5 protein-coding genes and 3 pseudogenes are annotated in these 21,947 nt (G+C 74.8%); 2 read left to right on the top strand and 6 right to left on the bottom strand.

The annotated features are described in order from the left end of the window. Positions 1-72: 72 nt before the first annotated feature. The 3 genes and pseudogenes from WMF33_RS06180 to WMF33_RS06170 form a co-directional block, all read right to left on the bottom strand. Positions 73-7,995 (bottom strand): beta-ketoacyl synthase N-terminal-like domain-containing protein, encoded by a 7,923-nt coding sequence (locus WMF33_RS06180; RefSeq protein WP_437336267.1) that lies wholly within the window; start codon positions 7,993-7,995, stop codon positions 73-75. An 11-nt stretch (positions 7,996-8,006) separates the two neighbouring features. Next, positions 8,007-8,939, bottom strand: coding sequence for a polyketide synthase dehydratase domain-containing protein (locus WMF33_RS06175; RefSeq protein WP_437339450.1), 933 nt, complete (start codon positions 8,937-8,939; stop codon positions 8,007-8,009). 93 nt (positions 8,940-9,032) lie between these two features. Beyond that, positions 9,033-11,882, bottom strand: a pseudogene (locus WMF33_RS06170) (SDR family NAD(P)-dependent oxidoreductase); the annotation flags it as partial. 898 nt (positions 11,883-12,780) lie between these two features. On the opposite strand from WMF33_RS06170, the pseudogene WMF33_RS06165 reads away from it, so the two are divergent. Then, positions 12,781-12,990, top strand: a pseudogene (locus WMF33_RS06165) (hypothetical protein); the annotation flags it as partial. Between the two features lie 206 nt (positions 12,991-13,196). Here WMF33_RS06165 and WMF33_RS06160 read toward each other — a convergent pair. The 3 genes and pseudogenes from WMF33_RS06160 to WMF33_RS06150 form a co-directional block, all read right to left on the bottom strand. After that, positions 13,197-15,779 (bottom strand): annotated as a pseudogene (locus WMF33_RS06160) (beta-ketoacyl synthase N-terminal-like domain-containing protein); the annotation flags it as partial. A 27-nt stretch (positions 15,780-15,806) separates the two neighbouring features. Continuing rightward, on the bottom strand, positions 15,807-17,456 hold the full coding sequence (locus WMF33_RS06155; protein ID WP_437336266.1) for a PfaD family polyunsaturated fatty acid/polyketide biosynthesis protein: 1,650 nt from the start codon (positions 17,454-17,456) through the stop codon (positions 15,807-15,809). A 613-nt stretch (positions 17,457-18,069) separates the two neighbouring features. Next, positions 18,070-18,840 carry an SDR family NAD(P)-dependent oxidoreductase gene (locus WMF33_RS06150; RefSeq protein WP_437336265.1) on the bottom strand — a complete coding sequence of 257 codons (771 nt, stop codon included), beginning with the start codon at positions 18,838-18,840 and terminating at the stop codon, positions 18,070-18,072. Positions 18,841-19,191: 351 nt separating this feature from the next. Between WMF33_RS06150 and WMF33_RS06145 the strand changes: the two genes are divergently transcribed. Then, positions 19,192-21,792: an ATP-binding protein gene (locus WMF33_RS06145; protein WP_437336264.1), complete on the top strand. Its 2,601-nt coding sequence runs from the start codon at positions 19,192-19,194 to the stop codon at positions 21,790-21,792. Positions 21,793-21,947 lie beyond the last annotated feature (155 nt).

Genomic DNA, 21,947 nt, shown 5'->3' with positions numbered 1-21,947 from the left:
GATCTCGCTCTCCCGAGCGCAGCTCGGCATTCGACGAAATGTAGGTGTGAGCGCGGGCAGAGGCTGCTCTGCTCACCCCACGAGCCGCCTCCCCAGGAGCCGCGCCGCCAGCTTCCGCAGCCAGTCGGCCCGCCGCGCGTCGGGCGGCGCGAGCCGCCCCGTGCGCGCGGCCTCCACGATCGCGGCCGTCTCGGGCGTCGGGTCGGCGCACGCCTCCAGCACCCGGAAGACCGTCGCGTCCTCGTGCCCGACCCCCGCCTCCGCCACCCACGCGTCCACCGACGCCGCGAACGCAGGGTCGCCGGGGAACGGCTGCTCGACCTCGTTGCTCGGCCCGAGCCCGTTGATGCCGGCGATCACGAGGTCCTTGCGCTCCTTGTAGGTCAGCCCCGCGAGCTCCTCGGGCAGCAGCGGGCGGCCGATCCAGATGTCCTGCACGCCCATGCCCAGCGGGAACTCGAGCCGCTTCTCGAGCGGCTCCGGCGGCAGCGCGCCGGCGAAGCGCACCGGCACCACCGGGACGCCCACCGCGAGCGCCATGTCGATGAACGCGCCGCTCATCTTCCGCACCGGCGTGCGGCACTCGAGCGACCTCGTGCCCTCGACGTGCACCATCACCCCCTTGCCCGAGCCCTGCATCTCCGCCCCGAGCTCCGCGATGATGCCCCCGAGCGACGCCTTGTCCTCGCGATCGAAGTACGTGATCACCTTCGGATCGCGCGCGCCCGGGTACGCGAAGCAGTGCGCGAGCATCGTGCCGAGCCACGTGGTCCGGTGCTCGGCCTTGGCCAGCGTCACCGTGGAGACCTCCGTGAGCCCGGAGACGGCGATGCCGAACAAGAGCGACTCGACGCCGACCTGGTGGTTGCCCAGGTAGAGCAGGCTCCGGCCCTTCACCGCGCGGAACGCGGCGGGATCGGCGACGTGCACCCGGCGGATGAACCGCTCGATGAGGCCAAAGTACAGGTCCTCCGCGGGCCACCGGCCGAGGCCCATGGCCGCGCCCCAGTAGCGGCGCACCGGCGCGATGTCGATCGCGGGCGGGCCCGCGTCGCGGACCACGACCTCGGAGCCCTCGCGCGCCACCGCGAACGGCCAGCGCGTCAGCGGCTGCGCCGAGGAGACCCCGGCGAGCGAGACCGTCGACGGGTGCACGCCGGCGCGCCGCGCGACGTGATCCTTCACGGCCACCGACTCGACGAGATCGCCCGACGCGTCGTACAGGTGCGCCACCGTGCCCGGCATCCAGTCCATCGTGCGCACGTCGGCCGGGCTGCAGCGCGCCTCGCCCGACGCCGCGTCGACCCGCGACACGCCGAGGTCGACCGGCGCGCGGTCGCGCAGGAACGCCCGGCGGATCCCGGGCGGCGCGCCGCCCACCGACCCCTGCGGGAGCAGCACCTCGACGAGGCGGAGCTCCAGCCAGACGCGCTCGCCGGTGGCCTCCGCCCCGGCGCCCGCGATGGCCTGCACCCGGAACGAGACGAAGCGATCGTCGCGACCCTCGTAGCGCACCTCGACGCGCACCGGCGCCTCGGGGATTGGCCCGTAGAGGCGCAGCGACGGGATGCGCGACGGGAACGCGATGTGCGCGGGCGGGCTCGCCGGATCCCACAGGAACAGCCGGTCGTGCGGGATGGTGTGGGTCAGCGCGTCGAGCATGCCCTGGTGCAGCGTCCCGGGAGGCACCGAGCCCTTGCCGGGATCGAGCACCGCCGAGGAGCCGCGCGCGCCGAGCCGGAGCGAGGTCAGGTACTGGAACGCGGGGCCGTGGAACAGCGTGCCCGCCGCGTAGGGATCGTCGGCCTCGGGCGCGTCGAGCGCCGGCTCCGGCGCGGGCGCGGGCGGGTACGCGCCGGCCACCCGCACGCGGCCGGTGCACACGGGCTCGAACCGCGAGAGCGCCGGGTTCGAGGCCTCGCGCCACGCGAGGAGCCGCACGTCGAGGACATCGCCGGTCCCGGTGGCCTCGGCCTTGATGCGCACCGGCCCCGGCACGGTCAGCCAGCGGAGCACCACCACGTCCTCCACGGCCACGACCACGCTCCCCGGGCGCGCCCGCAAGGCGGCGCCGGCGAGCCGGTCGACCATGCTCATCCCCGGGAGCGCCGGGACCGTCCAGGTGGGGCAGTGGTCCGCCACCCAGCCGCCCGGATCCAGCACCTCCTCGGCGCCCTCGGCCTCCGGCGGCGCGGCGCGCCCCGCGAGCGCTCGCGGGCTCTGGCCCTCGGCCGCCGGCGGCGCGGCGCGCCCCGCGGCCTGCTCGTTCGGGCGGGATCCCTGGCTCCGGAGCACGGCGCCCGGGAGCGAGGCGAGGTGGCGCGCGCCGCCGCGCGGGTCGAAGCCGACGTCGCGGCGCGGGCGGGGCGGCGGAGCGCCGTCGACGATGCGCACGCCGAGCGTCGCGCCGTAGATGCGGAGGCCGTCCACCCAGAGGTAGGACTCGGCGACGACGTACGGCCCGCGATCGTCGCGGCCGACCTCGAGGATGTCGGTCTCGACCGTCACCCGCCGGCTGCTCGGCAGCACCTGGCCGCGGTAGCGCCAGCTGTGCTCGTGCCCCGTCATCACCGGCTCGAACCGCGGGTCGCGGAGGCCCGCGTGGAGGTCGTGGTGCAGCATCCAGAACTGGATCGTCTGCAGCATCGCCTCGATGCCGAGCGAGCCGGGTTGCACCGGATCGCCCAGGAAATGGGCCTTGAAGAACCACTCCGACGGCTGGACGTCCCGCCGCGCGCGCAGCCGGCCGAGCCCCTTCCGGCCGCCGCCCTGCCACAGGCCGTCGATGCGGTCGATCATCAGCAGCGACGGCCGCGCGAGCCCGAGCTTGCCCCCGCAGTACCGCTCGGGGCGCGCGCGGAGATCGACCTCGACATCGGACGGGGCCTCCAGCGCGGCGACCTCCTCGGGCTTCGGCGGGATGCCGATCTGCGTCGCGAGCGCGGCCTTCGGGAAGAAGCCGAACACCGTCTCGAGGTCGTACACCCGGGTGGCGCCGACGCTGCACTCGACCCGGAACGCCAGGATGATCATGCCGCCCGAGCGCGAGATGTTCGTGAGCTGCGACGTCGTGCGCAGCGCGCCCGCGTCCGGCAGCACCTCGGCGCGCACCGTGCCCTTGCCGTCGAGGTTGCGGAAGTACAGCGCGCCGTCGCTCGAGAGCGCGCAGCCGGCGTAGCTCGCGAGCCAGCCGCACGTCTGGAGCGCGGCCTCGAGCACCACCGCGAACGGCATGGTGAGGCTCGCGTTCTCGTCGAAGTACCAGGCGTCCGCCGGGACGTCGTACTCGACCTCGACCTTCGCGCCGGCCTTCATCGCCGCCATGGGGCTCGAGACCGACAGGACCCGGCTCATGAAGTGGTACGGCGGGCCCGGGAGCCGCGCGACGTGCCGGCCCTCGTCGAACCTACGGTAGAGCGGGCCGAACGCGTCCGACGGCCTGCCCCAGGCGCACGAGAGCAGGCTCTTGTAGTCGAACGGGAACCCGCCGGCGTCCACGGCGCCGCCGGCGGGCGGCGCGCCGAGCTCGGACCAGGGGACCCGCGCGACCGGCTTCGGCTCGACGTGGCCGTCGAGCAGCTCGGGGGAGCTCGAGAGCGGCCAGTCCGGCCGGAGGCGCAGGCCGACGCGGCGGGCGTGGAACGCCTTGAGGCCGTCGACCGTGCAGAGGAAGTCGGCGAACACGGTCGGCTGGGGGCCGTCGTGGACCTCCTCGACGAAGACCTCGTACGTGAGCAGCCGGCTCTGCGGGACCACCTGGCCGCGGCAGCGGAGCAGGTAGGGGATCTCGGGCACGGGCTCGAAGCGGAAGCCGTCCGCGTCCACCGTGAAGCCCATGGCCGCCATGTAGAACGCGAGCGCCTGGAAGCAGCCCTCGAACATGAGCGTGCCCGGCATGCACGGGTCGTCCTTGAAGTGGCCCTCGAAGTACCAGCCGTCCTTCGTGATCGGCAGCGTGGCCCTGAGGTAGCCGCGCTTCCACGGGCCGCCCGCCGGGTCGAACGCGTCGACGCGATCGAAGAACAGCATGGGCGGCGCGCTGATCCGCGGCGTCCGGACGTGGGTGCTCAGGCGCTCGAAGCCGGGGCCGAACGCCGCCGCGCCGTCGCCGGCCGCGAACGCGAGGAGATCGGCGCGGTCGAAGGCGGATTTCTGGCAGGCGATGCGCGGCGGATCGAGGCGGGCGGTCGCCGCGTGCTCGGCGGAGTCCGCGTCCCAGAGGACGCCGCCCGAGTTCGCGAGCTCCTCGTCGGTGAAGAAGCCGGCCTGGCCCTTGCGCGTCTTCAGGCGCAGCTCGCCGTTGATGCGGCAGTCGTAGTGGAAGAAGAAGAGGCGGACGTCGCCGTGCTTCGCGTGCCCGTCGACGTGGATGTCGTAGACGAGCGTGTCGCCCGGGCGCGGCAGCCCGCCGTAGAAGGTGAGCTCGCAGCCGAGCAGCCGGTAGACGCGCTCGCCCTTGTTCTCGAAGTCCGCGCCGAGCCAGCTGATGAGCAGGAGGTCGGCCTGGCCGCTCTCGATCATGATGCCGGCCGGCATCGCGCCGTCGTGCAGGTACCAGGAGTCCCACCGCACGTCGGTCTCGGTCCACATCGTGCCGAGCTTCATCGAGCCGGGCTCGGCGTCGATCCCGGTGACCCGATCGGCGAGCAGCAGCGGCGGCATGGGCATGCGCACCTGGCGGCGGTAGCCGTCCTGCCGGGCGAAGAGCGGGCCGAACACGTCGGAGATCCGGCCCGAGGCGAGGTGCTCGAGCTGCTCGCGGCTGAACCGGGGACCGCGCGGCGCGAGGGCAGCCGCCGCGGGGAGGTCCGGCGCGGCGGCGGGGCGCGGCGGAGGCGGCGGCGCCGCGGCGGAGGCACGCGGCGGAGGCGGCGGCGCGGCGGGGGGGCGCGGCGGCTCGATCGACCGCGGCGGCTCGACGGGGCGCGGCGACTCGGCGCGGGGCGGGCGCGGCGGCTCGACGGGGCGCGGCGCCTCGGCGCGGGGCGGGCGCGGCGGCTCGACGGGGCGCGGCGCCTCGGCTCGGATCAGGCGCGGCGCCTCAGACGGCCGCGGCGCCTCGGCGCGGACCCACGCGACGGGGACGACCTGCGCCGAAGGCGCCGCGTGCACCGCCGCAGCCGCGCCGGACGACGCCTCGACGAGCGCGTCCAGCGCGCGCTGCCGCATCTGCAGGAACCGGCGGTGGACCTGGGCCTGCTGCTCCGCCCACGCCTTGTGGATCTGCGCCATCTGGACGGTGAACGCCGCGGCGCCGGCGATCACGTCGCCGGGGATGTCCACGGCCGCGGCCTCGACGAACGCCGGCGCCATCGGCGGCGGCTCGACCGCGATGTCCACGGCCGCGGCCTCGACGAACGCCGGCGCGACCTGCAGCGGCTCGGCCGCGAGGTCCGCCGCCGCGGCCTCGACGAGCGCCAGCGCCATCGGCGGCGGCTCGTCCCAGGACGGCGGCGAGGCCGCGTCGGCGGCAGAGAACCCCGTGGGCCCGGGGTACAGCGGCGGCAGGTCGTCGAGGGCGGACGGCAGAGGCGGCGCAGGTTCCATCGAGTCTCCAGGGGATGAGCGGGGGGCCGCGCCGGGCACGACGATCGCCGGCGGGTGGGCGGGGAGCGTGAGCGCCGGCCCCGCCGAAGGTCGCGGCGGCGGGAGCGGCGCGGCCGGACCGCCGGCCCCGATGCGGACCGACAGCGAGCCCCCGCCGAGGCCGGCGCAGCGGACCTCGGCGACGCGGACGTCGTCGGTCCACGGCGCTCCGTCGGGCTTCCGGGCATGACGGCAGGCGAGCACCGCGGCGGCGACGTGCAGCAGGCCGGAGGCGGCGTGCGCATGGCCGAACCGCGGCGCGAGATCCGTGGCCGACAGCACGAGGCCCGGCTCGGTCGGCTCGTCCACGACCACGGCCAGGACCGGGTGCCGCTCCCGGACGGCGTCGTCGAGCCGCTCGAGCACGAGCACGACCGCGGCGTCGCCGGGAGGCAGGTGGACGCCGAGCGCCTCGAGCGCGGCCGCGTGGGCGGGCTCGCACGAGAGGTCCACGGCGCCGACGATCGCCGCGTCCACGGCGCGGGCGCGCAGGGCGCGGGACGCGACCCGCAGCGCCCAGGGCCCGGAGAGCTCCTCGGCCGCGATCGTGAACGACGGCCCGCCGACGTCGAGGTGGCTGTTCAGCCGGTTCGCCGGGATGTTGGGCATGTTCCCGACGACGCCCGCCGCCCGGAGGGGCGCGATGATCGCGTCCTTGAGCGCGTCGACGTCGACCGACGGGCCGAGCCGCGCCGGCGCCGACTCGGCGAGCCGCCAGCGCGCCATGTACCGGCACACCTCGGTGTCGGCGCCCATGCCGATGAGCACGGCGGTGCGATCGCGCGGCAGCGCGAGCCCCTCGGTCGCCTCGATCGCCGCCTCGAGCAGCAGCGTCTGCTGGGCGAGCGCCTGCTCCAGATCGCGCGGCGGGAACCGGAGGCGATCCGCGGGGAGCGCCACGGTCGCGCGGCGGGGATCCGCGCCGCCGCCCGAGAGGAGCGGCTCGGCGAAGGCGCGGACGCCGCTGAGCTCACCGACGCACACGCCCATCGCCACCACGGCCAGGTGGCCCGCCGGGGCGGGGCGCGCCGCCGGGGCGGCCGGCGCGGCGGGCGCGGCGCGGCCCTTCGGCGCGGCGGGCTCGTACGCCTCCACGAGCAGGTGCGCGTTGTTCCCGCCGAACCCGAACGCCGACAGGCCCGCGAGCCGCCGGCCCTCCCAGGGCTCGGCCCGCTGGAGCACCCGGAACGGGCTCGCCGCCACCGCGTCGCTCAGCGGATCGGCGTGCAACGTGGGCGGGCGGATCCCCGCCGCCATGGCGCCGAGCAGCTTGAGGAGCCCGGCCGCGCCGGCCGTCGTGACGAGGTGGCCGAGGTTCGACTTGAGCGAGCCGAGCGGGACCTCGCGGCGGCCGAACACCTCGGTGAGGGTCGCGATCTCGGTCGCGTCGCCGAGGGGCGTGCCCGTCGCGTGGCACTCGAGGAGCGAGACCTCGCCGGGATCGACGCCGGCCATGGCGTACGCGGCCCGCATCGCGCGCAGCTGGCCCTCGACCGCCGGCGCGAGCAGGCCGCGGCCGCGGCCGTCGTTCGACAGGCCGATCCCGCGGATCACGCCGAGGATGGGCCTCTGCGCGGCCTCCGCGTCGGCCAGGCGCTCGAGGACCACGAACGCCGCGCCCTCGGCCGGGACCAGGCCGTCGGCCGCCGACGAGAACGGGCGGCTGCGCCCGGTGCGGCTCAGGGCCGACAGCGCGCAGAACCCGATGTGCATGAAGAGGTCGTCCGACCGGCACACCGCGCCGGCGAGCATCCGGTCGACCTCGCGGTCCTGCAGGCGCTCGCAGGCGAGCGCGATCGCGTAGAGCGACGACGCGCACGCGGCGTCGAGCGCGAACGCCCCGGCCCCGAGGCCGAGCGCGTCGGCGAGCAGGTGGGCGGGCAGGCCCGACATGAACCGGTTGCGCGGATCGGGCCGCGCGACGCCGGCGAGATCGCCGAGCCACGTCGCCTCGGCCCACGCCGACATCGCCGACGAGGGGAACGAGAGGTTGCCGAGCACCGCGCCCGCGCGGTCGGACCTGCCCTCGTGGCCGGCCTCGCGCAGCGCCTCGCGGCCCGCGTAGAGCACCCACTGGAAGAGCGGGTCGAGCGCGAGCAGCGACTCGGGCGGACCGCTCCTCCGGGGGAACGGGTCCCGGGCGAGCACGCGGCGGAAGTGCTCGTCGAACCCGGCGACGTAGCCGCCGCGGTCGCTCCACGCGCGGTCCTTCGCGTCGCGCACGTCGCGCGCGCCGCGCCCGTCGCCGTGGCCGGAGGCGAGCGCGCGCTCGCGCGACAGGCGCCAGCGGCCGTCGGGGGCGGCGGACAGGAGGTCCCTGCCCGCGAGCACGTTGTCCCAGAGGGCCGCGGGGTGGAGCGCGCCGGGCAGGACGCACCCGCGGCCGACGATGGCGATGGGCTCGAACACGCTGGCCTCGATCACGCCTGGCCGCGCGCCGTGTCGGGGCGGAGCACGTATTGCACGTCGCGCAGCTCGGCGACCAGCGCGCCCGTCTGGTCGACGAACGCGATGTCCGCCTTCGTGCGGTCGCGGGCCACGATCTGCCCGCGCACCACCGCGCGCAGCGGGCCGTCGGACGGCCCCTCGGCGAAGGTGTGCAGCGCGCCCACGGACATCGGGAGCGCCGCGCCGCCGAGCACGTGCTGCGTCCACAGCGTCGCGAGCTGCAGCCCGCCGTCGAGCGCCGCCGGGTCGGTCTTCCACGGCTGCGCCACCCAGCCGGCCTCGCGCAGGCCCACGACCGTCCCCGCGATCCCGTCGCGGCTCACGCCCTCGAGCTGCCGGATCACCTGGAAGTCGCGGCCGTGGAACAGCGTGCGGCCGTCGTACAGGTCGCCGCCGGAGGGCCACGGGCCGAGCGACGGCACGGCCGGGCCCTTCGGGGCCGCGCGCCCCTCGGGCTGCGCCATCTCGATGGTCGCCGCGTAGTGCAGCGCCCCCTGGGGCCCGCGCAGCTCGGCCGCGAGCACCGCGCCGTGGCCGTTGCTCACCTCGCGGCAGTCCACGCGGAACACCTCGCCGCCCGACTCGTACGCCGCGAGCTTGATCCCGCGCAGCACCCGCACGTCGCGGAGCTCGGTCACGACGAGATCCGGCCGGCAGGCGCGCGCGGCCCGGGCGAACCACTCGAGGGCGATCACCACCGGCACCACGGGCACGCCGTTGATGGCGTGATCGCCGAGGTAGGGGTGCGTCGCGCGGTCCGCGCGGACGGCCAGCGCGACCCGGCGGCCGTGGCCCTGGGCCGCGAGCGTCGTCGGCTCGGCGCCGAGCACGAGCTCGACCGCGCCGGGCGCGGCGGAGCCCGCGCCGCGGTCGCCCGAGCCGTCGCAGAGCTCGTCGAGCAGCATCCTCGCGCCCACGTCGAGCGGGATGAGCGGCACGCCGAGCTGCGCGAAGTGCGCCTCGAGCGCCGCGTTCACCATGCCGCCCTGCCAGGGCCCCCAGCCGAGCGACCTCACGCGGCAACCCGGGCGTCGGGCGGCCTCGGCGGCGGCGACCTTGTTCAGGACCTCGTTCGCCATCGCGTAGTCGCACTGCCCCTTGTTGCCGCTGCGCGCCGCGATGGAGCTGAAGAGCACGATCGCCTTGAGCGGGTCGCCCTCGGTCGCGCCGAGCAGGGCCCGGAGGCCGTCGACCTTCGTGCGGAACACGCGCTCGAGCTGCTCGACCGTCTTCTCGGCGATGAGCTTGTCGGCGAGCACGCCCGCGCCGTGGACGATCGCGGTGACGGGGCCGAAGGCGCCGCGCACCTGGTCGAGCGCCGCGGCCACGGCGCGCGGGTCGTTCACGTCGACCGGCACGTAGAGGGCCTCGCCGCCGGCCGCGCGGATCGCGTCGAGCGTCGCGCGGACCTCGCGGCTCGCGAGGATCTTCGCGACCTGGCGGCCGATCTCCGCCGGCGTCGCCTTGTGGCCCGCGGAGGCCGCGGCCTTGACGAGCGCCGCCTTGAGCGCGGCCTCGCCGCCGACGCCGCGACACACGGCCGGATCCTCCTCGAGCGCGGAGCGGCCGAGCAGCGCGAACCGCGCGCGGCTGGCCTTCGCGAGCGCGATCAGCGTCGCCGCGGTCACGCCGCGGGCGCCGCCGCTCGCCACGACCACGTCGGACGGCCCGAGGGGGAGCGGCCCGGGCTGCGCGTCCTGCCGGACGCTGCGCAGCGTGGTGCGGCGGCCGTCCGCGCGCAGGCCGATCTCGAGCTCGACGCCGCCGGACAGGAGCTCCGCGGCGATCGCCTCGGCGAGCTCGGCGGCGGGCCGGCCGCTCCGCTCGAGGTCGATCGCGCGGCACGACGCCTCGGCCCACTCCAGGGCCGCGGTCTTCACGAGGCCCGGCAGCCCGCCCACCCAGGCGCGGTCCGAGCCGGCGAGGCCGAAGTCGCCGCCCGTGTCCTGGACCGTGACGAACAGCGCCGGCTGCGCCGCGATCGCCTGGGCCGCGAGGAACGCCTCGCGGTGAACGGCGAGCGCCTCGTCGGCCGTGGCGGCGTCGCGCAGGCCGCCGAGGAACACGGCGCCGCGGGCCCCGCGGGGCACGGCGGCGGCGTACTCGGCGGCGATCCCGCGCGCCGCGAGGGCGGCGGCGAGCGCGGGGCCGACCGCGTCGTCGCCGGTGACCACCACGGCGCCGGCGTCGAAGAGGCCGGGCATCGCCATGCCGGCGGCGGGCGCCGGCACCTCGACGAGCGTCCACCGGCCGAGGTGCGCGGCGGCGGGGTCGTCGGCGGGCTTCGCGGGGGCGTCGTCGCCGGCGGCGGACCCGAGGCGCGCGCGGAGGTGGTCGACCACCTGGCCGAGCGTGCGCAGCTGCGCCAGCGCCGAGGCGTCCACCTCCGACAGCCCGGGCGTCCGGTCCCGCACCGCCGACAGGATCTCCACCCGCTTGATGCTGTCGATCCCGAGGTCGCTCTCCAGCTCCATCTGCAATCCGAGCATCTCGGCCGGGTAGCCGGTCGTCTCGGCCACCACCGCCATCACCACCCGCTCGACCTCGGCGGCACCGGGCGTCGCCGCGGAAGCGCTGGCCGGCGCGGGGGCGGGCAGCGAGGCGCGGAGGTGATCGACCACCTGGCCGAGCGTGCGCAGCTGCGCCAGCGCCGAGGCGTCCACCTCCGACAGCCCGGGCGTCCGGTCCCGCACCGCCGACAGGATCTCCACCCGCTTGATGCTGTCGATCCCGAGATCGCTCTCCAGCTCCATCTGCAGCCCGAGCATCTCGGCCGGGTAGCCCGTCGTCTCGGCCACCACGGCCATCACCACCCGCTCGACGTCGGACGCCGCGGGCGACGCCGCCGCGGGAGCGGCGGCCGGCGCGGCCGGCGTGGCCGCGGCGGACGCCGTCGCGGCGGAGGGGGCGGCAGCCGGCCTGACGGCGGCCGCGGGCGCGGCGGCGGGCAGCGAGGCGCGGAGGTGGTCGACCACCTGGCCGAGCGTGCGCAGCTGCGCCAGCGCCGAGGCGTCCACCTCCGACAGCCCGGGCGTCCGGTCCCGCACCGCCGACAGGATCTCCACCCGCTTGATGCTGTCGATCCCGAGATCGCTCTCCAGCTCCATCTGCAGCCCGAGCATCTCGGCCGGGTAGCCCGTCGTCTCGGCCACCACCGCCATCACGATCCGCTCGACGTCGGCTGCCGCGGGCGACGCCGCCGCGGCGGCCGGTGCGGCCGCAGCAGGAGCGGCGGGCGCCGTCGCCGCGGCGGGCGGGGCGGCAGCCGGTCTGACGGCGGCCGCGGGCGCGGCGGGCAGCGAGGCGCGGAGGTGATCGACCACCTGGCCGAGCGTGCGCAGCTGCGCCAGCGCCGAGGCGTCCACCTCCGACAGCCCGGGCGTCCGGTCCCGCACCGCCGACAGGATCTCCACCCGCTTGATGCTGTCGATCCCGAGGTCGCTCTCCAGCTCCATCTGCAGCCCGAGCATCTCGGCCGGGTACCCCGTCGTCTCGGCCACCACCGCCATCACGATCCGCTCGACCTCCGCGGATGCCGCGGGCGCCGCCGCGGCTGCGCTTGCCGGCGCTGCTGCTGCGGGCGCCGCTGCGGCGGCGGGGGCGGCGACGGCCGGCGTTGCGCCGACCGACGGCGCGGCGGCGGGCATCGAGGCGCGGAGGTGGTCGACCACCTGGCCGAGCGTGCGCAGCTGCGCCAAGGCCGAGGCGTCCACCTCCGACAGCCCGGGCGTCCGATCCCGGACCGAGGAGAGGATCTCCACCCGCTTGATGCTGTCGATCCCGAGATCGCTCTCCAGCTCCATCTGCAGCCCGAGCATGGAGACGGGGTATCCGGTCTTGTCCGCGACCACCTCGAGGACCATCCGCTCGAGATCGACCCCCGGCGCGGCGGCGCCTGCCGCCTGCGTTGCCGCTGCGGGCGACGCGACCGCCGGCTTCGCTGCCGCGGTGGGGGCGGTGGACGGCGGCGCGACCGCCGGCTTCGCCGTCGCGACGGGCGCCGCAGCCGCCGGCGCTGCCGCGGCGGGCGCCGCCTGCACGGGCGGCGCGACCGCCGGCTTCGCCACCGCGACGGGCGCCGCAGCCGCCGGCGCTGCGAGCGCCGCGTGGTGCTCCCCGCCCGCGCCGTTCAGGCCGTCCTGGATCGCGTGGCTCCTGCCTCCGCCGATGAGCAGCGCCGGCGCCCCTGCGGGCCCCAGCGACGCCTCCGAGACCGGCCCACGATGGACCGGCGCGAGGATCGTGGGCGAGATCCGCGCCTCGGGCGCCGCCGAGACCGGGTACGGAGCGCCGGTCGCGAGCGCGGCGAGCCCTGCGAAGGAGGCCTCGGCCGCCTGCAGGAAGGCGATGTGGGTCTCGGCCATGGCGCGCTGGTACACGCTGTGGGCTTCCGCCGTGGCGCGCTGCGCCTCCTGGTAGGCGGCGAGCCACGACGCGCTCGCTGCCGGCGCCGGCGGACGCACCACCGGCGCAGACGCGCTCACCACCGGCGTCGACGCGCGCACCACGGCCGGCGACGATGCGCTCACGGCCGACGACGACGCGCTCACCACCGGCGACGATGCGCTCACCGCCGGCGACGATGCGCTCACCGCCGGCGACGATGCGCTCACCGCCGGCGACGATGCGCTCACCACGGGCGCAGACGCGCTCGCAACCGGCGCAGACGCGCGCACTACCGGCGCAGACGCGCTCGCCACCGGCGTCGACGCGCTCGCAACCGGCGCCAGCGCGCTCGCAACCGGCGCCGGCGCGCTCGCAACCGGCGCAGATGCCCTCGCAACCGGCGCCGCCGGCCTCACCGCCGCCGGCGCGCTCGCAACCGGCGCCGCCGGCCTCACCGCCGCCGGCGCCCGCGCCGCCTCGAGCGCCGGCCTCACCGCGCTCGCCGCGCTCGCCGCGCTCGCCTTCGGCGGCTCCTTCGCCCCGCCCTGCGGCGGGTACGGCTTGCCGTAATTGCTCCCGTTGATCGCCAGCGACAGCTTCGGCTTCGGCAGCGCCCGCGGATCGGCCGGCGCCGCGACCCCGTCCCAGAGCACCCGCGCGTCGAGCGGGACCCCCGCCACGGCGAGCCGCGCCACCGCCTCGAACAGGCTCGTCACCCCGTGCTTGCCCTTGCGGTCGAGCGCCACGGCGCGGTGCGGCCGCCCGCTCAGGATGTCGCCGACCAGGTTCGTGAGCACCGAGCCCGGCCCGACCTCCACGAACGTGCGCACCCCGGCCGCGTACATCCGCTCGATCTCCTCCACGAACCGCACCGGCTCCGCCAGCTGGCGCGCCAGCCGGTCGCGCACCGCGTCGCCGCCGCCCGGATACGGCTCGACCTCCGCGTTGCTGTACACCGGCGCCCCCGGCGCCTGCACCGCGATGCCCCCCAGGAACTCGCGGAACGGCGCGCTCGCCTCCGCCACGAGCGGCGAGTGGAACGCCGCCGCCACGTCGAGGCGCCGCGCCTGGATCCCCATGCCCGCGAGCCGCTTCTCCGCCGCCTCGATCGCCGCGACCGACCCGGACAGGACCACCTGCTTCGGGCCGTTGTGGTTCGCGACCACCACGTCGCCGAGCCCGAGCCCCCGCACCTCCTCGATCGCCCGCGGGACCGCGATCATCGCGCCCCGCTCGGACGACGCCGCGCCCATCAGCTCGCCGCGCCGCCGGGCCACGCGCAGGAGGTCCGCCGCGGACAGCGCGCCCGCCGCGTGCAGCGCCGCGATCTCGCCGAAGCTGTGGCCCGCGAACGCGTCGGCCCGCACCCCGAGCGCCCCGAGCAGCGCGAGGTGCGCGAGGCTCGTCGCGCCGATCGCCGGCTGCGCCCACCGCGTCTCGCGGAGCCGCGCGTCCTGCGCCGCGCGGTCCTCGTCCGAGAACACCGGCCGCGGGAACACCACCTCGTGCAGCGCCGCGTCCGCGAGCGGGACGCTCGCCGCCGCGTCCCACGCCTCGCGGGCCGCGTCGAACGTCATCAGCACGTCGGCGCCCATCGCCAGGTACTGGCTCCCCTGCCCCGGGAACAGGAACGCCACCTGCCCCGGCGCCTCCCCGTTCGCGTAATGCACGAGCGGCGCGGCGAGCGCCTGCTCGGGCTTCGACCCGAGGTGCGCCGCGACCTGCTCGAGCTTCTTCCGGAGATCCGCCTCGTCCGTGGCGCACAGCCCGAGCCGCGCGGGCCGCGACCCGTCGAACGAGAGCACCGACTCCCGCGCGAGGAAGCGCAGGCTCTCCGGGGTCTCCGCCGCCTTCGCCGTCGCCCGGACGCGGTCCGCCAGCGCCGCCGGCGTGTCCGCCGACAGGAGGACGAGCTCCGCCGGGACCGACCGCACCCGGTGCGCCCGCGGCGCCGGGCCCGTGTACTCCTCCAGCGCCACGTGGAAGTTCGAGCCGCCGAAGCCGAACGAGCTCACCGACGCCCGCCGCGGGTGGCCCGCCGGCCGGATCCACGGCCGCGCCTCGGTGTTGAGGTAGAACGCGGTCTTCTCGATCTCGAGCTTGGGGTTCGGCTTGTCGACCTTGATGGTCGGCGGCAGCACCTTGTGGTGCAGCGCCATGATCGCCTTGAACAGGCCCGCCGCGCCCGCGGCCGCCTTGGTGTGGCCGATCTGCGACTTCACGCTGCCGAGCGCGCACCACTGCCGGTCCTGCCGCCCCGACTCGTCGAACATCGCGCGCAGGCCCTCGAACTCGGCCGCGTCGCCGGCCTTGGTCCCGGTGCCGTGGGCCTCCATCAGCTCCACGGTCTCCGCGCCGTACCCGGCGGCGGCGTAGGTCCGGCGCAGCGCCTTGGCCTGCCCTTCCGGCACCGGCGCGTACACGCTCTTGCTCCGCCCGTCCGACGACGAGCCGATCCCGCGGATCACCGCGTACACCCGGTCTCCGTCGCGCTCGGCGTCCTCGAGCCGCTTGAGCGCCACCATCGCGATGCCCTCGCCGAGCAGCGTGCCGTCGGCCTTGTCCGAGAACGGGCGGCAGTCGCCCGACCGCGACAGGGCCGGCGTCTTGCTGAAGCACATGTACATGAAGGCGTCGTTCATCGTGTCGCAGCCGCCCGCGATCACGAGGTCGGACTGGCCGAGCGCGAGCTCGTTGATCGCCATCGACATCGCCGACAGCGACGACGCGCACGCCGCGTCGGTCACGCAGTTGGTCCCGCCGAGGTCGAGCCGGTTCGCGATGCGCCCGGCCACCACGTTGCCGAGCAGGCCCGGGAAGCTCGACTCCTGCCAGGGCACGTAGCTGCCCGCGATCCGGTCGCAGGCGCGCTTCACCTCGTCCTCCGGATACCCGAGGTCCCGGAGCGCGTTGGCCCAGACCGGCCGCTGGATCCGGCTCACCATCGAGGCGAGGAGCTCCTGCGCCGAGGTGACGCCGAGGATCACGCTGATCCGCTCGCGGTTCATCGCCTCGAACTGCCCCTGCGCCGCGTCCTCCAGCACGCGCTTCGCCACGATCAGCGCGAGCAGCTGCGTCGTGTCCGTCGCCGGCACGATCGACGGCGGGACGCCCCACTCCAGCGGATCGAACGGCACATTCTTCAGGAAGGCGCCGCGCTTCGCGTAGGTCTTGTCCGGAGCGGACGGATCGGGATCGTAGTAGTCCTCGACGAGCCAGTGGGTGCTCGGAACGTCGGTGATGAGGTCGGTTCCAGCGAGGATGTCGCGCCAGAAGCCGTGAGCGTCGAGCGAGCCGGGGAAGATGGCGCTCACGCCGACGACGGCGATGGCCGGAGTACGCGGGGATGAAGGGTGCATGACGGACCTCAGCAGGTGTTCGGGCGCTCAGGCGAGCGGGCGAGGGGTGAAATGGAAGGCGGCGCTCGGCACGGGGACGCCGTATGTCCGCAGCTGCTGCGCGCGCGTGACGACGGCCGCGCCCTCGAGCAGGTTGCGCGCGACCTGGACCACGGTGCGGTTCGCGGGGTCCTCGAGGAACGACCCCTTGACCCAGCGGTTGAAGGCGCCCATGGCCGGGCCACACCAGATCTGATAATCGGCGCGGCGCTTCGGATCCCCGGCGATCGCCCACTTGCTGGACATGCCGAGATACCACCGGAAGATCAGCGCCATCTTGTGCTTCGGATCGCGGGCGGCGCGCTCGAGCTCGGCCGGGTCGCGCTCGGCGAAGAACCGCTCGCAGCCGGCCCACACCTCGTCGCACGACATCTGGAACTGCTCCCGCTCGACGCGCGCGCGCACGTCGGCGGGCAGCGACTCGATGGACGCGTGGGCGACGTACAGGTCGTAGAGCCGCTGCGCGCGGACGCCGAACATCGTGCCGCGCTTGAGCACCTGGACCTGCACGCCGAGCTCGAACATGTCGGCGGCCGGGGTCATGGTCACGTCCGGCAGGTCGGCCTGGGCCAGCATCTTCTTGCCCTCCTCGGACAGGCCCGACTCGACGCATGCCTGGTTGACCGAGCCCGTGAGCACGTACGCGGCCCCGAGCGCGAACGCCGCGGCCACCGTGGACGGCGTGGAGAGGCCGCCGGCGGCGCCGACGCGGATCGGGCGCTGATACCCGTGCTTGGCCGCGAGCTCGTCGCGGACGCCGAGGATGACCGGGAACAGCGCGACGAGCGGCTGGTTGTCGGTGTGCCCGCCGGAGTCGGCCTCCACCGTGATGTCCTCGGCCACCGGCAGGGACCGCGCGAGCTCCGCCTCTTCCCGGGTGAGCCACCCGTTGCGAACGCACGTATCGAGGATCTCGGCCGGCGCGGGCGACAGGAAGCGCGCGGCGACCTCCGGGCGCGAGATCTTCGCGAACAGGTGGTTCTGCCGGTCGATGCGGCCGTCGGGCAGGCGCCGGATGCCGCTGTAGGCGAACCGCACGACCATCGGGTTCAGGCCCATGTAGGCCGCGGCCTCGGCCCGCCGGACTCCCTTCCTCAGGTAGAGCTCCACCGTGTCGCTCTCCAGCCGCGGCTGGTTCGGAGCGTGGATGAGGTTGCAGCCCCAGGTGGGGCCTTCCGTGCCGAGCGCGGCGACGATCTCGTCGACCGCCTGCTCGATCCGGTGGAGCCCGAGGCCGGCGGCGCCGAAGAACCCCATCATCCCTGCCCTGGCCATCTCGATGGTGAGCCGCGTGGTGTGGATACCGTTCGCCATCGCGCCGGCCACGTAGGGGAAGCGCAGGCGGTGGACCTCGAGGAAGGAGCGGTCCCCGAGCCACTCCGGATACAGCGCCGGCAGCGTGCCGAGGAGCGGGAACGTGGGGACCCCGTTGACCTGATCTTCGCGGATGACGGCGCCGCCGCGCGACACGCCGACGCGCCCCTCCGGCGTCTCGCGCACCACGTGCACCGGCTCGCGCACGCAGGAGATGGCCTCCCGCAGATCGGTCGACGTGAACGCGGGGAGCCACGGTCCGCTGCGCCAGATCCCGATCGGCTGGAGGCCGGCGCTGCGGAGGGCCTGCGGTTCCTTTATCATGCTGAGCTGCCTCCCAATGACAAGCTCGCGGTCTATAACATCCGTGGTCTCCGGCCCGCGGTAATGGTTCGGTCACGGAACGACGGCACGCCCCGATCGCGCCGTCCCCTGGGTTCGGCCCATGAAAGCGCTTTCCCTCGGCGCCTTCGCGCCCGCGCCTCATGACGCATCGCGCCTCCGTTTCCCTGGCGATCCCTGAGCCGAAGGCTTCGAAATCGCTTGCTTTTTTTCAGCGCCTCGCCTCTGTGGGTCGAGCGCTGCGCGCCGTCGCGGGCGCGGGCCGGCGCGAATTGTCAGCGTCTCGTCATGAACCCCTTACCGGGCAGCGCGGCGCGCCCTCAGAGAGAGAGACTGAACCGCCAAGAAGCCAAGGGCGGCAGGAGGAGCCAACAGGCCTGCTCCTTGGTTCTCCTCACGCTCTTCACGTCCAGGCGGTTCAACCCCTCTCCCCACTGGAAGGCGGTTTGCTCTCGCCCAACTACGTCCCCGCAAAAGAATTCGAACCACAGAGGCACAGAGGGCACAGAGGGGAGAGAAGAAATAGAATTTTTATTTCTCTCCCCTCTGTGCCCTCTGTGGTTCCTTTTCTCGGGGCTTCGACCCGTTCGGTGTCCTAGAGCGAGTACCCGCCGTCGCTGACGAGGAGCGCCCCCGTCGTGGTGCCCGACGCGTCCGAGAGCAGGAACGCGATGAGCCCCGCGATCTCGTCGGCGCTCGCATACCGGCCGAGGGGCGTGGCCATCGCCGCCATCTGATCGAACGCGGCGCGCTCGCTCCCGGCGGTCGCGACGAGCTCCTGGAAGAACGGCGTCTGCGTCCAGATCGGCGTCTCGACGCCCCCGGGCAGGACGCCGTTCACGCGGATCTTGTCGCGCGCGCCCTCCTTCGCCGCCACGCGGACCAGCTGCGCCGCGCCCGCCTTCGAGGCCGCGTACGCGGCGATGCCCGGCTCGGCCTTGACGGCCGCGATCGAGGAGACGACGACGGCCGTCCCGCCCTCGCCCGACTTCCTGAGCAGGCGAAGGCCCGTCCGCAGCGTCAGAAAGGCGCCATCGAGGTTCACCGAGAGCACGCGCCGCCAGTCCTCGAACGAGGTCTCCGCGAGCGGCGCCCCGTGGGCGATACCGGCGTTCGCCACGACATGGTCGAGCCTCCCGAACCGACGCTCGACGGCCTCCTCGATCTCGGCCCACGGGGCCTCGGTCCCCACGTCGCCGTCGCGCACCAAGAGCTCCGGCCCACGGAGCTCCGCCGCGAGCGCGTCGAGCGCCGCGCGGTTCCGGTCGACGAGGACCAGGCCACCCACGGTTTGCGAAATCCTGCGTGCGGTGGCCGCGCCGATACCCGACGCCGCCCCGGTGACGAGCGCGACTCGACCTGACATAGGCGCAGCTCCTCTACCACAGCGAAGCCGCCATGTGCACCCGCTCCGTCCCGCGGCGGGTGGACGCGGGTGGATCGGAGAGAGGAGACGCGCTCTCGCCGGCACCGCCCGCCATGAGCCAGGTGTCTTTCCACGAGGACGCACGCGGACGCAGCCGGGCGCGCCGCAAACCAGGGCTCGCCAACCGCGACGGAACGGTTCCATGGAGGGCACACCCGGCCGGCGCAACACGAGAACCGCCGCGCTCGTTCGCCGGATCTCCCCGCCGGCCGCCCGTGCTCGGCGACGTTCCGGTGCGGTGATGCTTTGAGGTCGCTCGCGCTCGTTTTATGCTCTCGCGACGAGCCAACGATGCGACGCCCCTACCGGCTCTCTGCCAGGGTCAGCAAGCTCCTCCAGGCCCGTCGAGCGCGCGCCGAAAAGTCACGGGCGTCCAGGGCGGCGTCACCGGCCGAGGCGCGGGTGCACGCCGCCGACATCGCCGCGCAGCAGCAGGCTCAGGCGAGCCTCGAGCAACAGCAGGCGGTCCTCAAGTACGTCATCGCCAACGTCCCCCACGCCATCTTCTGGAAAGATCGTCAGGGCCGGTTTCTCGGAGGAAATCAGAACTTCCTCAACGACACGAACACGAGGGTCCTCGAGAATCTCGTCGGCAAGACCGACTTCGATGTGTGGGGGAAGCAAGACGCTGAGTCGTTCGTGCGCGTCGACCGGGAGGTCATCGAGCGCGGCACACCGATGCTCGACATCGAGGAGCCGCTGCTCCGCCCGGACGGCGAGCGGAGGGTCCTGCTCACCAGCAAGGTGCCCATCCGCGACGAGCGCGGCGACATCATCGGGCTCCTCGGGATCTACGCCGACATCACCGAGCGCAAGCGGATGGAGGTCGAGCTCCAGAAGGCCAAGGAGGCCGCCGACGCCGCCGCCCGCGCCAAGGGGGAGTTCCTCACGGTGATGAGCCACGAGCTCCGGACGCCGCTCTCGCTCATCCTCGGTCCGCTCCAATCGCTCCTGTCGAGCCAGGACGAGCCGCTCTCGGCGCGGGTGCAGGCCGATCTCGAGCGCATCCAGCGCAGCGGGCGGCGGCTCCGCCGGCTCGTCGACGACGTCCTCGACTACCAGAAGATCGAGGCCGGCAAGATGCGCGTCGACTGGGAGGCGGTCGACGTGACAGAGCTCGTCGCGGACATGGTCGAAGAGGCTCGCCCCGCGGCGGAGCGCGGCGGCGTGAGGCTGTCGCTCGAGGCGGATCCGGCGCTCGGGACGGTCCCCCTCGATCGGCGCAAATTCGAGAAGATCGCGCTCAACCTGCTGGGCAACGCGCTGAAGTTCACCCCGGCGGGCGGCCGGGTCGACGTCCGGCTGCGGGCGGCGGACGGGCTCTTCGAGCTCTCGATCGAGGACACCGGTCCTGGCATCCCGCCGGACCAGAGACACCTGCTCTTCCAGCGGTTCCAGCAGATCGACGCGTCGGCCACGCGCAAGCACGAGGGGACCGGGATCGGGCTGTCGCTGGCCAAGGAGTTCGCGGAGCTCATGGGGGGCACGGTCGGCGTGGAGAGCGAGCCCGGGGTCGGCTCCCGCTTCTTCGTGCGGCTCCCGCGCGCGGCGGACGGCGTGATGGCGTCGCGGGCGCCTCGCGCGCCGGAGCCGCCGAGGTCGTCGGGGCCGCCCGGCGGCGCGGACGACCCCGCGGCGTCCAGGCCGCGCGTCGCGGACCACCTCGCGGCGCCCGCGCCTCGGGCCGCGCCGGCGGTCCGCGGAGACGGCCACGCAGAGGCGCCCGCGTCGCGCGTGCTCGTCGTGGAGGACAACCCGGACATGGCGTCTTACCTGGAGGGCATCCTGGCCGCCGAGCACCAGGTCCTGCGCGCGACGAACGGCCGGGAGGCGCTCGAGGCGGTCGGGGCGACGAGGCCCGACGTCATCGTGTCGGACGTGATGATGCCCGAGATGGACGGCTTCGAGCTGGTCCGGCGGCTCAAGGGGGATGCCGGGCTCCGGGACATCCCGATCCTCCTGCTCACGGCCAGGGCGAGCCGCGCCGAGGCCGTCGGCGGGCTCGAGGTCGGCGCCGACGAGTACCTGAGCAAGCCGTTCGACCCGCTGGAGCTCAAGGCGCGGGTCCGCGCGGCCGAGCGGCTGCACCGCGCCTACCTGGAGCTCGCCGCGAAGAACCGCGAGCTCGCGGACGCGCTCAAGCGGCTCTCGGAGACGCAGGAGGAGCTCCTCCAGGCGGGCAAGATGGCGGCGATAGGCACGCTGGTCGCGGGGCTGTCGCACGAGATGAACAACCCGGTCTCGGTCATCGTGATGACCGCGCAGCTCCTGCTCCGGCGGCACCGCAAGGGGCACGGCCTGCCCGACGAGGCCGCGATCGTGAAGGCGCTCGGCACCATCGAGCGGCAGGCGAACCGCTGCTCGGACCTCGTGACCGCGCTGCTCGAGTACGCGCGCGGCAAGCCGGTCGGCCGGCAGGCGTGCGACGTGCGCGAGGCGCTCCGCCGCGCGGTCGACCTCTCCGCGCCGCGGGCGCGCGAGCGGCGGGTCCACCTCCAGGCGAACAGCGCCGCGTCGGCGCTGCCCCCGGTGCTCGTCAACACGTCGCAGCTCGAGTCGGCCCTGCTCAACGTGATCGGCAACGCCCTCGACGCCAGCCCCCAGGGCGGCGCCGTCGTCGTCGGGGCGCGCGCGCTGCCGCGCGGCGACGTCCACGGCGTGGAGATCGACGTGCGCGACACCGGCTGCGGCATCCGCGCCGAGGACCTGAGCCGCATCTTCGAGCCGTTCTTCACGACGAAGCCGCCCGGGCAAGGGACCGGGCTCGGCCTGTCGCTGACGCACCGGTTCATCCAGGAGCACCAGGGCAGCATCCGTATCGAGAGCGCGCTCGGCGAAGGCACGACGGTCCGCATGTGGCTGCCAGCCCTTCAGGCGGACGGGGCGGAGTGAGCGCGCAAGAGACGCGCGTAAGAGGGCGCCTGAGGCGCGCAAGAGGCGCGCGTAAGAGAGCGGCCGGCCCGAGGCGTGAGTCACATCAAGTAATACGGGCTACAGCGCATCATCTCCCACTTCAGCCCGCATCGTCGACTCTTCCACGTCCTTGA

The sequence above is a fragment of the Sorangium sp. So ce394 genome (assembly GCF_051474665.1).
Classification (GTDB): domain Bacteria; phylum Myxococcota_A; class Polyangia; order Polyangiales; family Polyangiaceae; genus Sorangium; species Sorangium cellulosum_D.
This window is presented reverse-complemented; position numbering and strand designations above follow the sequence as displayed.

What these genes read in the sequence shown, in the direction of transcription:
- WMF33_RS06175 (WP_437339450.1), bottom strand. Translation starts at nt 8,939, where the DNA reads ATGCTGCTCGACGAGCTCTGCGACGGCTCGGGCGACCGCGGCGCGGGC.
- WMF33_RS06145 (WP_437336264.1), top strand. Translation starts at nt 19,192, where the DNA reads ATGCGACGCCCCTACCGGCTCTCTGCCAGGGTCAGCAAGCTCCTCCAG.
- WMF33_RS06150 (WP_437336265.1), bottom strand. Translation starts at nt 18,840, where the DNA reads ATGTCAGGTCGAGTCGCGCTCGTCACCGGGGCGGCGTCGGGTATCGGC.
- WMF33_RS06155 (WP_437336266.1), bottom strand. Translation starts at nt 17,456, where the DNA reads ATGATAAAGGAACCGCAGGCCCTCCGCAGCGCCGGCCTCCAGCCGATC.